The 14817-nt window shown below is 60.0% G+C and carries 19 protein-coding genes and 3 pseudogenes; 6 read left to right on the forward strand and 16 right to left on the reverse strand.

Annotation, left to right across the window (positions count from 1 at the left end):
• Positions 1-18: 18 nt before the first annotated feature.
• From FN828_RS17060 to FN828_RS17110, 11 genes are read right to left on the reverse strand one after another with little or no spacing between them, the layout of a single operon-like run.
• A complete protein-coding gene (locus FN828_RS17060) occupies positions 19-186 on the reverse strand; it encodes a hypothetical protein (RefSeq protein WP_043872279.1) in 168 nt (55 codons plus the stop codon).
• On the reverse strand, positions 186-1745 hold the full coding sequence (lnt, locus tag FN828_RS17065; RefSeq protein WP_230802118.1) for an apolipoprotein N-acyltransferase: 1560 nt from the start codon (positions 1743-1745) through the stop codon (positions 186-188). Before lnt ends, FN828_RS17060 begins: the two co-directional genes overlap by 1 nt.
• An 8-nt stretch (positions 1746-1753) precedes the next feature.
• The gene (gene lspA, locus FN828_RS17070; RefSeq protein ID WP_009820121.1) at positions 1754-2248 is read right to left on the reverse strand and encodes a signal peptidase II; all 495 of its coding nucleotides are present in this window, start codon (positions 2246-2248) and stop codon (positions 1754-1756) included.
• Entirely contained in the window at positions 2229-3014 is a 786-nt protein-coding gene (locus FN828_RS17075) for a ZIP family metal transporter (RefSeq protein ID WP_040652270.1), read from the reverse strand. The genes lspA and FN828_RS17075 overlap by 20 nt, the downstream gene beginning before the upstream one ends.
• A gap of 22 nt (positions 3015-3036) precedes the next feature.
• Positions 3037-3495, reverse strand: coding sequence for a DUF411 domain-containing protein (locus tag FN828_RS17080; protein ID WP_009820119.1), 459 nt, complete (start codon positions 3493-3495; stop codon positions 3037-3039).
• Between the two features lie 3 nt (positions 3496-3498).
• A complete protein-coding gene (locus FN828_RS17085) occupies positions 3499-4872 on the reverse strand; it encodes a M23 family metallopeptidase (protein WP_043872277.1) in 1374 nt (457 codons plus the stop codon).
• The gene (locus FN828_RS17090; protein WP_043872276.1) at positions 4869-5495 is read right to left on the reverse strand and encodes an SCO family protein; all 627 of its coding nucleotides are present in this window, start codon (positions 5493-5495) and stop codon (positions 4869-4871) included. The genes FN828_RS17085 and FN828_RS17090 overlap by 4 nt, the downstream gene beginning before the upstream one ends.
• Positions 5495-5962 carry a copper chaperone PCu(A)C gene (locus FN828_RS17095; RefSeq protein WP_040652268.1) on the reverse strand — a complete coding sequence of 156 codons (468 nt, stop codon included), beginning with the start codon at positions 5960-5962 and terminating at the stop codon, positions 5495-5497. The genes FN828_RS17090 and FN828_RS17095 overlap by 1 nt, the downstream gene beginning before the upstream one ends.
• A 28-nt stretch (positions 5963-5990) precedes the next feature.
• The gene (locus FN828_RS17100) at positions 5991-6650 is read right to left on the reverse strand and encodes a DsbA family protein (RefSeq protein WP_009820115.1); all 660 of its coding nucleotides are present in this window, start codon (positions 6648-6650) and stop codon (positions 5991-5993) included.
• Positions 6647-7069, reverse strand: a complete 423-nt coding sequence (locus tag FN828_RS17105) for a disulfide bond formation protein B (RefSeq protein WP_009820114.1) — start codon at positions 7067-7069, stop codon at positions 6647-6649. The genes FN828_RS17100 and FN828_RS17105 overlap by 4 nt, the downstream gene beginning before the upstream one ends.
• Before the next feature lie 5 nt (positions 7070-7074).
• Complete coding sequence (locus tag FN828_RS17110; protein ID WP_043872275.1) at positions 7075-7641, reverse strand: SCO family protein; 567 nt, start codon at positions 7639-7641, stop codon at positions 7075-7077.
• Between the two features lie 213 nt (positions 7642-7854).
• Between FN828_RS17110 and FN828_RS17115 the strand changes: the two genes are divergently transcribed.
• The 6 genes and pseudogenes from FN828_RS17115 to FN828_RS17140 form a co-directional block, all read left to right on the forward strand.
• The gene (locus FN828_RS17115) at positions 7855-8283 is read left to right on the forward strand and encodes a MerR family transcriptional regulator (protein ID WP_037239845.1); all 429 of its coding nucleotides are present in this window, start codon (positions 7855-7857) and stop codon (positions 8281-8283) included.
• 1 nt (position 8284) lies between these two features.
• Positions 8285-8611, forward strand: coding sequence for a YnfA family protein (locus tag FN828_RS17120; RefSeq protein WP_043872274.1), 327 nt, complete (start codon positions 8285-8287; stop codon positions 8609-8611).
• A gap of 78 nt (positions 8612-8689) precedes the next feature.
• Complete coding sequence (locus tag FN828_RS17125) at positions 8690-9424, forward strand: cytochrome c biogenesis CcdA family protein (RefSeq protein ID WP_008282973.1); 735 nt, start codon at positions 8690-8692, stop codon at positions 9422-9424.
• 93 nt (positions 9425-9517) lie between these two features.
• Positions 9518-10288: a transglutaminase-like domain-containing protein gene (locus FN828_RS17130; protein WP_008282972.1), complete on the forward strand. Its 771-nt coding sequence runs from the start codon at positions 9518-9520 to the stop codon at positions 10286-10288.
• Positions 10278-10697: pseudogene (locus FN828_RS17135) on the forward strand (cation diffusion facilitator family transporter); the annotation flags it as partial. The gene FN828_RS17130 and the pseudogene FN828_RS17135, both read left to right, overlap by 11 nt.
• Before the next feature lie 262 nt (positions 10698-10959).
• Positions 10960-11847: pseudogene (locus FN828_RS17140) on the forward strand (strawberry notch C-terminal domain-containing protein); the annotation flags it as partial.
• Between the two features lie 19 nt (positions 11848-11866).
• Here the strand turns inward: FN828_RS17140 and FN828_RS17145 are convergent.
• From FN828_RS17145 to FN828_RS17165, 5 genes and pseudogenes are all read right to left on the reverse strand, one after another.
• Positions 11867-12385 carry a type II toxin-antitoxin system YhaV family toxin gene (locus FN828_RS17145; protein WP_024099306.1) on the reverse strand — a complete coding sequence of 173 codons (519 nt, stop codon included), beginning with the start codon at positions 12383-12385 and terminating at the stop codon, positions 11867-11869.
• Positions 12382-12708, reverse strand: coding sequence for a type II toxin-antitoxin system PrlF family antitoxin (locus FN828_RS17150; protein WP_005668772.1), 327 nt, complete (start codon positions 12706-12708; stop codon positions 12382-12384). Before FN828_RS17150 ends, FN828_RS17145 begins: the two co-directional genes overlap by 4 nt.
• 124 nt (positions 12709-12832) lie before the next feature.
• Entirely contained in the window at positions 12833-13486 is a 654-nt protein-coding gene (locus tag FN828_RS17155) for a DUF6927 domain-containing protein (protein WP_142494606.1), read from the reverse strand.
• Positions 13486-14079, reverse strand: coding sequence for a regulator (locus tag FN828_RS17160; RefSeq protein WP_142494607.1), 594 nt, complete (start codon positions 14077-14079; stop codon positions 13486-13488). The genes FN828_RS17155 and FN828_RS17160 overlap by 1 nt, the downstream gene beginning before the upstream one ends.
• A 76-nt stretch (positions 14080-14155) precedes the next feature.
• A pseudogene (locus FN828_RS17165) lies at positions 14156-14817 on the reverse strand (ParB/RepB/Spo0J family partition protein); the annotation flags it as partial.

Below are 14817 nucleotides of genomic sequence, written 5' to 3' on the forward strand. Positions count from 1 at the left end.
GCCGGTGCCAAAGCAATCTCAAGACGTGATGCGCAAGAGGATCACCGAGGCGAAAAAAGCGAGTAGGCCGAAAGCAATACCGAAGCCTGTCGCGTATTGAAGTATATCCAGGCGGTTCCCTTTCTGCCGTTGCGCCAGATAGCCACCCCAGAGCGCCCCTCCGACAAAGCCTGCGAGCACCAGCATCACGATTCCTCCGATTTTGATTTTTCTGAATTGAAACGTCGTCTGGCCGATCCGACGGTAAAGGCTAAGGCCCAGACCGCACAGATGAGCGCCAGCGATGTCCAATCACCGAAACGTGCGTAAGGTGTAGGCGCAAGCGCTGTCGGCAGGGTGGCATCTATGACTCCAGTTTGTCCGGTCTCGAGGCGCGCGATGATCTCTCCCTTGGCGTCGATGATCGCGGAAATCCCCGTGTTGGCCGCCCGGACCACAGGAAGCCCTTCTTCGACCGCGCGCATGCGCGCGGAGGCGAGGTGCTGCTCGGGGCCGATGCTGGTACCGAACCAGGCATCATTTGTTGCGTTGAAAATCCAGTCGGGGCGAAAAAGGTCATCGACCACCTGGCCCGGAAAAATGATCTCGTAACAGATCGCCACCGCGACCAGAGGCGCACCCGGGATCGCCAGCGTGCGTGGCCCTGGTCCTGGCGTGAAATCGCCCAAACCTTCGGTGAGCCGCTCGATCGGCAGCCAGCCTCTCAGGGGCACATATTCCCCGAACGGAACAAGATGATGTTTTGCATATCCCGTCAGAATTTCGCCGTTGCCGTCATAGGCTTGAACCGTGTTGAAATATCGGGTTTCCCCATCGCCCTCTACGCGGTCAGGCACTCCTGTCAAAAGGATCCTGCCGTCTGGCAGAACCGTGGATAACCGCCTGCGCGCCAAGGCGTCCTCGTCCAGAAAACCGGGAAAGGCCGTTTCCGGCCACAGCAGCAGGTCGAAGCGTCCAGGTTGCGCAGACAAGCTCAAGTATTTTTCCAGTGTTCGCTCGCGGCTGCCCGGTGCCCACTTCTCGACTTGCGGCACATTGCCCTGGACGATGCGCAAAGCGATGTCCGTCGGCGGCACATCCGTCCCTGAACGCAGCGCGCCGCCACCCCAGAGGCCCATCACCGCAGCGGCGAAGAGCACGAGAACAGGCACGCGTCTGTTTGGTGCCGCCACAATCAACACACCGGGCAACAGCCCGATAAAGACCGTGAGAAAGCTTAGCCCATAGCTTCCGACCCAGGCGGCCGGTTGGCGCAGGGCGGCATGTTCGACAAGAGCATAAGCGGCAAGGTTCCAGGGAAACCCCGTCAGGACATGACCGCGCAGCCATTCTGCGGCAACCCAGCAGGTTGCAAGCAGAAGACCTGCCGTAATGCCGCCGACAGCACGGCGCTGCATGATGGTGGCAAATAACATCGCCGCAATCGCTGGGAATATGGCCAGTCCGGCGGACAGTCCCGCGACTGCCGGGATCGCAAGGGCACCGAAACGTTCGGCATCGACGTAGAAGCTCTCGGCGATCCAGGAAACTCCAAACCCGAACTGGCCCATTCCGAAGACCCAGCCGATGAAGAAGGCGGGCGCTGTCGAAACCTGCCGGAGGACGAGAAAGAGTGCTGAGAAGGCGACCGGAACAACGATCAGCCATGAGAATGGTGGAAGGGTTAAAACCGTTAAACCGCCCGCTGCAAAGCTAATCCCTGATCGCAGGGGAATGTAACGGCCACGACCCGTCAGTGGTCGCAAGCCCGCCATCATGTGCCAGTTTTCAACTTGGCGCTCAACCAAGGGGCTATGAGCAGTAGGCCCACGCCACTGACCACGAAAACATCCGCCATGTTGAAGGCGGGCCAATGCGTGGATCCGACATAGAAATCGAGGAAGTCCGTCACACCCCGAAACCGGATGCGGTCGAGGACGTTGCCGAGCGCGCCACCGATAATCGCACCATAGGCGATAGCCTCGGCCCGGTTGTCAGTGCGCAATAACATGACAGTCAACCAGCCGCAGACCGCGAGGGCCAACACTGTAAGGCTCCACCATGGCGCTCCACCAAGTAATCCAAATGTCACGCCATCGTTGCGCAGGTAGATGAGATTGAAACCGGGAAAGACCGGAACTCCGGCGCTCAAATCTGCCGCATTGGCGACGACAATTGCTTTTGTCACCTGATCGACAAGAAAAGCAGTTCCAGCCGCAAAGAAACCTTGGAAATGGGACTGTTTCATCTCATCCTCCCAGCCATACATCGAGGAACAACATGATCACCAGGCCAACCGCGAGACCGAGTGTCGCCCTGTTTTGATGGCCAGAACGGTGGGTTTCGGGAATGATTTCGTGGCTGATGACGTAGAGCATCGCCCCGGCGGCGAAGGCGAGGCCCCATGGCAACAGCGGCTGCGAGATGCTGATGATCCCAGCCCCAAGAAGCCCGCCTACCGGCTCGACAAGACCTGTCAGGGCGGCAATGCCCCACGCACGGCGCCTGGAATATCCCTCACCAAGCAATGAGACCGCTACGGCGAGACCCTCGGGAGCGTTTTGCAGCCCAATGCCAATCGCAAGCGGCAAGCCACCAGAAAGACCGTCAGCCCCGAACCCGACACCAACGGCGAGTCCTTCGGGGAAATTGTGGATCGTGATCGCGATGATGAAGAGCCAGACGCGGCGCAGCGAAGCAGAGTCAGGGCCTTCCCGCCCCGACTTGAAATGCTCATGCGGCAGCCGTTCGTTCATCAGAGCGACCGCGCCCATGCCAAGCAAGATAGCAACACAAACGATGGCCGCCGGGAGAGCACCGTTGTCGAACTGTCCTTCGGCTGCATCGAGAGCCGGGATGATCAGCGAGAAAAACGATGCAGCGAGCATGACACCCGCTGCAAAGCCAAGTAGCAGATCGCGTGTAGCCCGGGATGGGATGCGCCCGAAAAGAACGGGGATCGCCCCGACCGCTGTCAGCGATCCGGCGGCCAGACTTCCTAGAAAGCCAAGGGTAATTGGGGAGAGGGGTTCCAAGCGTTGAGGTCTCGTCGATACGTCAGTCAGCGGCCGAATAACTGCTAAAGATCTCGGTCGATCCATCGCCGCGGATCAGGAAGACCTCATAAGCCTCTCGATCGTCTTCCGGTCCCATGCCCGGCGATCCATAGGGCATTCCGGGCACCGCCAACCCCACTGCATCTGGACGCTCATCCAACAAACGCTGAATGTCTGATGCCGGTACATGTCCTTCGATCACGTAGCCGTCGACCAAAGCCGTATGGCAGGAGACCATGCGCTGAGGCACGCCATTGTCGAGTTTGAAGCGCACAAGAGATCCCCCGAACATGTCCTCGCCTGTCGGCGCGAATCCGCTTTCCTCGAGGTGCTTCATCCAGGACAGACAACAGCCGCAGCCGTTTGTCTTCCGGACATCAATCTGGATCGCATCGGCGACCGCTTGCGCTGCGGGAAACAAGGCCAGCGTGACTGCAAGGGCGGGAGCCAGTCGTTTCATGGATTAAAGCCTTTCGGTTGTTGTTTGCACAAATTCGCTGGTGAGCCTCTCGGCCAGTAGCGAGCGTGCCTCAGCCAATCGCTCAAGTGCAGCCGTGTCATCCGCATCCCGCTCGGCCGCCTCTGCCAGTCTGTCGTCTGAGAGAGGATCGGTCGGGCGACCATCGACTAGAACCTCATAATGGAGATTTGGGCCGGTCGCGGTGCCGGTCGCACCGACGCGACCGATCATGTCTCCGGCCAAAACGCGCTGCCCTTGTTCGAGTGTGTCCGGCACCTCGCTGAGATGTGCGTATCGTGTCAGGGTGTCGGATCCATGCGCTATCTCCACCACCCGGCCATATCCACCACGACGTCCGATGAAGCTCACGCGTCCGGGTGCTGTCGCTTTCACCGGCGTACCGCGGGCCGCAGCAAAGTCGACCCCGGTGTGCATGCGCACATTCCCATAGACCGGGTGTGTGCGACGGCCAAAGACGGAACTCAGCCGCGCTCCTTCCACCGGTTGGGCAAAAACACGCAGGACCTCTCCATCGACATAGATCGTTGCTTCACCGCTGCCGTCATCCGGCCAGACGATCTCGTAGACCGTTTCACCAAGGTCCAGTGTGGCAAAGGCAAGTTCGGGCTGACCGATCCTCTCGTTTCCGTCGCGGGCTTCGCGCCAAAGAATACGCATCGTCTCGCCACCGGAAAGTTCGCGTCGAAAATCTACTGTGCCGCCCAGCATCTGCGCCATGTCGACCGCAAAACGAGCAGGGATGCCTGCTTTGTCCAACGCCGCGAAGACAGAGCTTTCGATCACTGCCTCGCCCGCGAACGTCACCATTTCAGGGTCTGGCTCCAACACGCGTGTGACAAGTTCTTGACCAAAGACCGTTTCGATCCGCACCCCATCGTCAACTGCCAGTTCCACGCGGCTCGGATTTCCGTCCACCTTTGAGATCACAGTGATCTCATGGCCCGGGCGCAATCGGCGCAGGTCATATTCTGCACCAAGCGCGAGCGCGATTTCGGCACGCGCAGGCGCAGCGATACCCGCGTTCGCCAGGACCGCATCCAGCGTCTCGCCCGACGCGATCTCACGCGACCAAGTGATCAAAGGCGGTTCAATCTCGGGCAAGGCGGTTTCTGCGAAGACAGATTGCAAGAGCGGCAGAGGTCGCATTGGGCTAGCATTGTCGGCGTGAAATGCAGCGGGCGGTGTCACATCGTAGTCGGCGATCTGAGGCATCGAGAGCGGATCGGGAGTCCAGAGGGTCGCTTCAGCAATCGCAGGAGGCACTGGCTCTTTAGAAAGAACGCCAGAAATGGCGATGGCGGTCAGCGAAAAAGCGCCTGCGACCACAGCGCTCGCCAAAACAATTCTAATCTTCATGTTGCCCCCTCTACGTCTTCTGTCAGTGCACGCCGGATCTTCGGCACTGCGAATTCTCTTGGCTCGTGATAGTCAATCATGGTGACGAGTTCACCCTTGGCATCGAACAGGAATACGCTTGCCGTATGGTTCATTGTATAGTCGCCGCCTTCGGTCGGGACGCGCTCATACGAGGCACGAAATCCTTCTGCAGCGCGGGCAACCTGGTTTGCCGGCCCAGTCCAGCCGCGAATAGCCGGATGAAAATAGCCGACATATTCGGCCATGGCCTCGACCGTGTCCCGCTCCGGATCGACTGTGATGAAGACCACGTTCATCCGCGCGGCGTCGTCCCCGAGATCTTCAAGCCAACCTGAGATATCCGATAACGTCGTGGGGCAGACATCCGGGCAGTAGGTGAACCCGAAAAACACCATGGTCGGGCGTCCGATCAGGGTTTCCGGGCCCACTTCATTGCCTTCGTGATCGGTCAGTCGGAAATCCATCGCCGACAGGGGGAGAGGCCTTTGGCCGGCCGGTTTTGGTGCACCGGGACCATCCACCCGCCACCAACCGACGCCGAGCATCAGAGCGACAGCGCCTACACCGGCTGCACCGTATTGGACCACATGTCGACGCTGCATCAGCTCTCCGGCCCGCGCGCGGCGATCCCCAGAATTGGGACCTCAACAGTCACTTCACCACCGTCCGAGAACGTCAGTGTCAGTGGGAAGGTCTCGCCTTCGATCATCGGGTTTTGCAGCTTCATGAGCATGGCGTGCAGCCCTCCCGGTTCCAATGCTACGCTTTGGCCCGGTTCAATCGTGATTTCGTCAGCAGGCGCCATAGAACTGACGCCGTCGGCGTTGGTTTTCGTCTCATGGATCTGGGGCATCACGGCCAGTGGTGTTGTAAGCCCGGTCAGCGTGACCGTGTCTTCACCGGTGTTGCGCACAGTCATATAGGCCGCACCAGGGCGGTTGACCCCGATTGAAGCACGGGACCACGCGTTTTCGACGACCACATCCTCCGAACCGGCAAATGCCGGAGTCGACATGCCCGAGAGTAGCAAGACAAGGGGCAAACCATTGATGTAAGATCGTTTTGTCATGAAGAATTCTCCTGTATCTGGCCGAGCATCAACTTTGGCTGGCCGCAACTTCCGCAGCCACCAGTCGCCGCAGTTCGGCCTCACCGAACGGGTCTAATGGCTTGGCGTTGACGAAGAACGTGGGCGTTTGTCGCACGCCTACCGCTTCGACATCAGCGCGGTCCTGATTGAGCACCGCCACGACACCGGGGGCCAGCATCTGTGTCCGAGCAGCTTCGACATCCAGACCACCGCTTGCGGCAATCTCAAGGATCAAACCCGGTGCCGGAGTGCCATGGGACGCCCATCGCGGCTGCTCGCGCAGGACCGCTTCCAGCACGGGTTCGAACACATCCTGCATCCGCGCAGCTTCGAGAACACGGATCGCTTCCACCGAAGCGTCCCCGTGAAACGCGGTGTATCGAATTACGACACGGATCGCATCACCGTGCTCAGCCATGATCTCTTTGACCACGGGATAGAATGCGCGGCATGCCTCGCAAGCTGGATCGAAAAACTCGACAATCGTGACAGGTGCCGTTTCGGGGCCGAGGATCGGGGAATAGGGCCGGATCAGCACATCGTTCACTTCGGGCGCGACAGGGACTGCCTCTGCCATGGGTTGGGGGCGGGTGGCATACCAGGCCGCGCCGCCAAAACCTGCGGCGCCAACAGCCAGAACGGATAGAACGAGGCCGCGTCGATTCATGTTTGTTTTTCCTTCAGTGAAAGGGCCGACAGCATCCCGATCATCGTGAAGGCGACAAGCGCCAACAGCGGAATCGGAATGCCGAAGACCACCTGGTTGTCGTCGGTACAAGAGGGGCCGGTCGCCGTGCAGGGCTGGATCGCCTCGGGGATCAGCCCGACATAGAGGCCGATGTGATACAACGCCACTGCCGCCCCCCCAAGCGCTAGCGCAACGCCATAGCGCCCCACGCGGGGATCCTGCCACCACAGCCCGAGCCCAAGAACGATAGCCAGGGGGAACATGAAGGCGCGCTGGAACCAGCAAAGGACGCAAGGCGTTTGACCAAGCACCTCGCCAATAAAGAGCACGGCAAGCGATGCGATAAGCGCAATGATCCAAGCAAGAACAAGGGCCGCTTCTCCGGAAAGGCGGGTCATGGCAATCAGATCCTCTTTCTCAGATCCGCAAGGATCTCTTCGGCGGGTGTGCCGTAGGGCCAGGAATTGGCGAAGCCCGCCCGCGGATCAAAAAGAAACAGGTGCGATGTGTGCCCCATTGTGTATCCACCCGGCGCGGTGGCCTCCTCGATCCTCTCAAAGAAAATTGGGAAGGTCTCGGATGTTGCGGCGATCTGCTCCGGCGTGCCGGTCAGCCCGATGATCCCAGCGTCGAACAGGGGCACATACCCGGCAAGTGCTGTCGGCGTATCCCGCTCCGGATCAATCGTTATAAAGATCGGCTGGACCTTTGCCGCCTCGTCGCCCAAGCCCTCCATCACGGCCGCGACTTCGGACAGTGTTGTTGGACAGACGTCGGGGCAATTGGTGAAACCAAAGAAGACCAGCATCCAGCGCCCTGCGAAATCTTCGTCTGTTTGGACCATGCCGCGATGATCCGTGAGTTCGAACTGCGCAAAGAAAGGTGGTTCGGTCTCGGCTTGGGCAAGGTCGGCGCGGTAGTCCGCCCACATTAGCAGCCAGATGAAAACGAACGCCGCCGCGCCCGCCAAAACCCATAGTACTTTCTGAAGATTTGAAAGCTTCACGCGCTCCGCCCGAATTTGATTCTATATTTTCAGCGCGTTTACACCCTCTAGCTACTGTAGGTTCAAGACTTATTATGGATGGAAGAGCGATGTTCACTGACCTGTGAGATGCCAAGCGGAACTTGTGCAAAAAAACGCTTAAAGCTACACGGGCTGTAGATAGTCTGGAGAGATGATATGCTGACAATCGGCACTTTGGCAAAAAAGACCGGGACGAAGGTGCAGACGATCCGCTATTACGAGCAGATCGGACTCTTGCCCGAGCCCGGGCGATCGGCTGGCGGTCAGCGGCGCTATGGAGATAGTGAGCTTGACCGTTTGTCTTTCGTCCGGCATGCGCGGCAACTCGGGTTCTCGCTGGACGCGATCCGTGAGCTTCTCGATCTGAGCGATCATCCGGACAAGTCTTGCGCGGAGGCCGATGCCATCGCTCGCAGGCAACTTAAGCAGGTTGAGCAACGTATGGCCCGACTTGAAGCCCTTCGGACAGAATTGCAGAGGATGGTGCATGAATGCAGCGGCGGGCACACGGCCGATTGCCGTGTGCTGGAGGTGTTGCGCGACCATTCCGAGTGCCTGACGGACCACGACGAGATCGGCGCCTGAGATGACCGCAGTGCTCGTCTATCCGCTCGCGGCCTTGGCTGAGATCGCCGGATGCTTTGCCATCTGGGCATGGTGGCGTCTTGGCGCGTCCCCTCTTTGGCTTGTCCCCGGTGTAGCGGCGCTGGTGGCGTTCGGCTGGCTTCTGGCTCAGGTCGACACTGTGGCTGCGGGACGCGCCTTTGCGGCCTATGGTGGGATCTATATTGCCGCGTCCATTCTCTGGATGTGGCTCGCCGAAGGGCACCGGCCGGACAGGTGGGATCTGCTCGGCACCGCTGTATGCTTGTTGGGTGCCGCTATCATCCTCGCGGCACCCCGCGGAGCGTAAAAAACGGCATTGCTCCTACAGTAGCTTTAGCTTTTACAACGGTGCGCGTTTCACAGGCTAAAGCAAGGCAGGAATTGAATGTTCGAAATCTCAGGTGTTGGAATCGTCGCGGCTTTTCTGGGTGGCGCTATATCCTTTCTGTCGCCTTGCGTCTTGCCTCTTGCACCTGGCTACGTCTCTTACATCGCGGGACAGCCCGCCGCGAAATCCGGGGCGGCGCGCAGCATTGCCGAACGGGCGCGCAGCGTGGTCCTGAGTTTGTGGTTCGTGCTCGGGTTTTCGACAGTCTTCGTGGCGCTCGGGGCCGGGGCAAGTCTTTTGGGCGGGATGCTCTTGCGCTGGAAATACGAACTCGGGCTTGCGGGTGGCTTCTTGATCGTCTTGTTCGGACTTGTCATGATGGGCGCGATCAAGATCCCCGCAATGATGCGTGACACGAGGCCCGACGTAAAAGTTGACGGCGGCAGCGCCGTTGGAGCCTACCTTTTGGGTCTTGCCTTTGCCTTTGGCTGGACGCCCTGCATAGGCCCTGTGCTTGGGTCGATCCTGGCAGTAAGCGCGACATCTGGAGCGGACGGGATGGCCTTGCTGGCAATCTACTCCGCAGGGCTTGGACTGCCGTTTCTAATCATAGCGCTCTTCACCAACGAGATTGCAGGCAGGCTAAAGCGGATCGGTGCGGCTGGTCGATGGCTCTATCGTATATCGGGCGGACTGATGGTGCTGATGGGTATCGGCGTGATGACAGGTCAGATCAGCCGCCTTGCCTTCTGGCTGCTCGAAACCTTCCCGGCCCTTGGCACTATCGGATAGAGCTGTGATCGAAAGTAACATTTGAGAAAAGGCTTGTCTCTCTAGTCACTGTAGAGATTAAGACTCCTCGTGAACGATTCGAGGAGAGACCCTGTGGCACCCACCGATTCCTATTTAACCGCAACAAGACTGCTGGATTTTGACTCGCCCTCAATCTCGAACCTGGTACGAGATCGTGGCTGGCATGACCTTGCCCGTGTCGACCGGATTGGCGCGGTTTATGACTTTGTCCGGAACGTGATTGCGTTCGGCTACAACCGCGTCGACGACATTCCCGCCTCTGCGGTGCTGACCGACGGCTACGGGCAGTGCAACACGAAAGGGACGCTTCTCATGGCACTGCTGCGCAGCGTAGGCATCCGCTGCCGACTGCACGGCTTCACCATCCACAAGGCCCTGCAGCGTGGCGTGGTGCCCGAATTGGTCTACCCCCTCGCACCGTCCGAAATTCTGCACTCGTGGGTCGAAGTCGAAACAGAAGAGGGCTGGATCAATCTCGAAGGCTTCATTCTGGACGCCCCCTTCCTGCAGTCGCTTCAGAAGGAATTCAGCGAAACAGAAAGCCTTTGCGGCTACGGCGCTGGAACGGATTGCCTGAGTGCGCCACCAGTCAGTTGGAACGGCGGCAGCACTTATATTCAGAAAACCGGTATCGTTCGTGATTTTGGAACCTTTGATGCGCCCGATGACTTTTATTTGAAATATAGTCAGAACTTCGGATTTGCGCGTGACTTTCTCTATCGCCACGTCATCCGTCACTGGATGAATGCCCGGGTTCGCCGCATCCGTCGTGGAATGTTGCCAAAGGTCCCTGGTCTCAGTCGACCGAACCACAGCCATGAGGAGAACAACCGTGCCGCATGATCATGGCCATACCCACATTGATCCTGAATCAGGTGATCGTAGGGTCTCCATCGCAATCTGGGCCAACGGGCTTCTGACCGTCGCGCAGATCGTTGGCGGCATCCTTTCCGGCAGCCTGGCGCTGATCGCAGATGCCCTACACAATTTTTCGGACATGGCGTCACTGGTGATCGCGTTCGTTGCGCGCAAAATCGCCAGACGACCCGCCGATGAACGCATGACATTCGGCTATGGTCGGATTGAAATCGTCGCGGCACTCATCAACTACACGACCCTGATCCTGATCGGTTTCTACCTGATCTATGAGGGTGGCATGCGGATGATCGACCCGCCCGAGGTCGCTGGTTGGACGGTGGTGATCCTGGGCGGTGTGGCACTCGTCGTCGACACGTTGACGGCGCTGCTCACCTAGGGGGTGTCCCTCAGTCCTGACGTGCGGATGCAGTGAAAAAGAAAAAGCAAGCTTCTGAATTTGTGCCTTAAAACTCGGTGAAGAATGAGATCTTCGCCGGGATTTTTGACTTGCCCGAAACCCTTGACAGAGGCCCGCCCCATTACGGAAGCGGGCTTTTTGTCCTTTGGAACTCAGACCCTGATCCAAAGGAAAATCCCCATGTCCAAACCCAGAACGGCCAACCCGGCTCTCGCAATCTCCGAAGCCGATCTCGCCTCTGATCGACAAGGACGGGGTGCTGCTCGAAGAGCTTCCCCCGATCCAGCGGTTTCTCAACCGGGTGCTTGCCCTTCCCATCCACATGCAGAACGCGCTCTTTGCCGAGTTCATGCGCCGGATTGCCGATCAGTCTGAGCGGGCGCGCGCGGCGGGCACGCTCGATCTCGGCGTGGAAACCCTACGTGGCGAAAAGATCGAGCAGGTCTCCACCGAGGATCTCTGGACCTGCCCGAAATCCGGCGCCGTGACGCGGATTATCGGACTTGAGGTGACGGACCCAGTGTATGTCCTGGTCGCCGAAGAGGCCATATCGCGCAATCCCGACAAGCTGCCGATGGTGAATCGCGCCTCCGGTCGCGCGGCGCTCATCTCGGCGCGGCCCATGCAGATGTATGACGAGGACATTGTCACGCTGATGCGCAAGGCGGTGCGGCCAAACGGGTCGAGCTATCTCGAAGAGGCACGGTTTGAGTCCTCGGCTTGGGAAGAGATCGACAGGCCCGAATTTGCGCAGATTTGGGAGGCCGAGGCTGCGTCCCTGCCAAAAACCACCACGACCAAGCTCTACCTGCTGACCGGGCTGCTGCTGCCGATCTGGAAGGACATTCCGACCACCAATGAGCGGATCTACCGTGTCACGCCAGACGGGGCGACGGCCATGATCGGGCGGACGCTGAGTGAGGAAGGGGCGGCCTCGCTGCGCGCCCGCTTCCTCGTCTCCAATCCGCAAACGCCACAGGAGATGTTGACCGCCGCCCTCGGCACCACCGCACCTGTCGATCTGGGCCGGGGTCTGACCCTGACCCGTCGCCGGGTCGCAGGCGAGATGCGCCTTGAGTTGGGCGGTGCGGATCGGGGCATGATCGATGGCCTCAATGCCAAAGGGTCATAGCAAGCTGGCCCACTTACCGATCGGGCACCGCTTCAAGGGATTTCTCGAACCGCTTGCCTGCCGCTGCAGCTTCTTTCAAGAGCGCGTCGAAATTGTCAGGTGGGTTGCCATCTTCCAGCATCCCTTTGAACGTCGCATAGGCATCCGTCTTGCTGCCATAGGCGCGCAGGGTCTTGTCGTCGTTCACCCATGCCACCACGATGACCTTCGCATCGCTGTTGAACCGGTAGAACAGCCGATACTGCTGGAAGAATTTCGCCCGGAACCAGTGCTTGCGGTGATCGCCGAGTGTGCCGCCTTGCCGGAAGGCGGCGGCACCCGGATCTGCAGGTATGGCCTCGGTGACCAGCTTGAAGATGGCGGCCAGCCGTTTCGTCGGGTTTTTCTTGTGCCAGGTCTTGGGATCGCGAGCCTTACGCGCCTCTACCTCCTCGACCAGCCCTTCGAGCTGGTCCAGAAAGAGTGGGTGCGCATAAATCGACCATCCATTCACGACAAGGGGCGCTTGGGCGGGCACGCTATCGCCGCTCATTCATCCTCGAGCGATAGCGGCGCATCGAGATCGACATCAACGTCTCCGACCAGTGCTGCAAGACGGTCATGCAAAGCCCCATCGAAAGCCCGAATGCGGTCCGGATGCGCCTTGATATCGGCCTCGACAAAATCGAGAAAGGCTCCGAGCACGGGATCTTCCTCGTCGCTGCGCACGGGCTCGATATAGACCCTGCCACTCGGCTCGGTGCAGTAACGAATCTGGTCGCCCTTGCCCAGCTTGAGCTGTTTGCGCACACCCGCCGGCACGGTCGTCTGATACCGATCCGTGAGTTTCGAGACATCTTGTGCGAGGGCTGTCATGGCAGTCTCCTGAAGAAAAGGTTCTTTGCTGCCCGCGATAGGTAATGCATTTGCATTGCCTTGTCAAGACAAGCCGCAGCATCTGCTGTCGCCGGGCAGGTCGATGAACCGTCCGGCGCAGGACCTAATTTCGCCCCGCCAGGAACTCCGCCAGCACCGGGCTAGCCGCACCTTTCGCGGAGCTGAGCAGCTCCGAGCCCGCAAGCGAGGCCTTCGACAGGCGTACGAGCCCACCAGTTTCCTCGATGCGGTAGCAGCGGCGCTTTTGCCGCCCGCGCCTGTAGTGGGTCGCGGTGACAATCTGGCAGGTACTGCCATCGGTGAGCGTCACAGGTGCTGCGAGCTTGATCTTGTCGCCTTCCTCGTAGTCCGGGATCGCAGCCCAGTCCTGGCAGCGCTGGCGCCAGGCATGAGCATAGCTGTCTGGGTCTTTCAGCTCGGACAGCAGGGCCAATAGGCTCAGTGGCGCGCGGGATTCGACCGGTCCCGCGCTTTCCTCCATGTCCTTGTAGCCCCAGCAGCCGTCATCATATCGGGTAAGGAATACGGCGGCGAACGTGATGGAGCCATCCGCATCGGTCACATAGGTCGTGTCTTCGACAGCGGTGCCGTCGATATTTGTGACCTTTGCCGCCGCGTACCAGGTGGAGCCCACCTTGCAGGCTTTGACCAGTTCCGTCTTGCGCGTGTCGCCATGAGAGGTGCAGAGCCGGGCGATTTCCGCTTTCTCATCCGCGTAGGTCTGGACGCGACCGTCGGTATAGAAGAGCCAACCCATCACGCCGCCCTCCGGTCATCGATTTCCATCAGCGCATCGAGCGGCACGCGGTAGGGCTGCATGGCGTCGAAATCCTCGCAATTGCCGCAGTTCTGCACGATCGCGAAGGTGTCGCAGGCATCCTTCAGGATGACCCGGAAGGTGCCGCCGAGGCCCGAGGGCACCTCGTAGGTCCCGCCGATGAGATAATCCGAGGCCCGGCGCACGAAGACGCGGATGCTGTGGCCATCGGTGGCGAGCCGGATCGCCCCCCGCCCCCGGTCGATGAGAACCTGCACGTCATCCAGGATGTCGGTGTAGAACTGGCCGGTCAGATCACGAAACGCCATGCGGCGCTGCGCCATCCAGTCGGTGTCCCGAAACGGGTTCATGCCATTGGCGAAAGCAAAGGAAGGATCGGCCTGTTCGGTGGTGACGATACGGGTGGTCGTGCCATCGATGCCATTTGAGCGCAGATGCACACCATTGCCGACGATGAGGATCAGGGCGGGCCTGTCCACGGGCCCGTTCCAGTTGGGCAGGAAGGTCTTGCAGGCGCGCGCATGTGCGATTTGCGCCGCAACTGCGGAGGCAGAGAACATGAGAATAGCCATGGGGATGTCTTTCGGTTGAGTGTGGGAGGGTCGACCCGCGCGGGCGGCATGGTCCACGCGCGGGTCGCGTGATGGCTCAGGCCGCTTGCGCGACCTCGCCGTCAGGCTCCGGGGTTTCTGCGATGGGCTCCGCCTCATCAAAGGCGATACCGGCGGTCTGCATCATAGGCGGGCACCAGGCGGCCACGGCAGCGCGCTGCGCGTCCGTGAGCGTCGCGAAGGGCTCGGCGAAGAGCTTGTCGCAGAAGGCGACGATCTCCTTCTTGCTCGACGAGGCCAGCGTCACCGCCTCCTGGGTCAGACCCAGATCCTCGCCGAGGATCTTCAGGAGCCAGGCTTTCTTGAAGCGGTTGAAGAGTGCAGCATTCGGCGCCCAGTGGGCGCGGATGTCGGGCATGATCTCGATCTCGAACGCATGCATCAGGTTGTCGCGCTGGCGGTCCCGCGCGAAGCAGGACTGCGTGGTGCTGGCGGTTGCAAAGGCGACGAGCTTGGCCTTCTCCCCTGCCTCCAGCGCGCGAAACGCCGCGAACTGATCGGCGGGCGCGCGGGTGTCATCGAGCCAGGAGAGATCAAGCGCATCATGCGCCGCCGCCACCTGCTCAAGCGAGGTCTCGTCGATCTCGTCCATTTTGGCATGGCTGCGGTATTCCTTGCGAGCATCGATCTTGATCGCCTGCGTGACACTCATGCCGCTGGCCAGAACATCACTCACCAGCTTGAAGAGCGTCAGATCGA

Origin of the sequence: Thalassovita litoralis, from assembly GCF_900182725.1 — a bacterium.
Lineage (GTDB): Bacteria > Pseudomonadota > Alphaproteobacteria > Rhodobacterales > Rhodobacteraceae > Thalassobius > Thalassobius litoralis.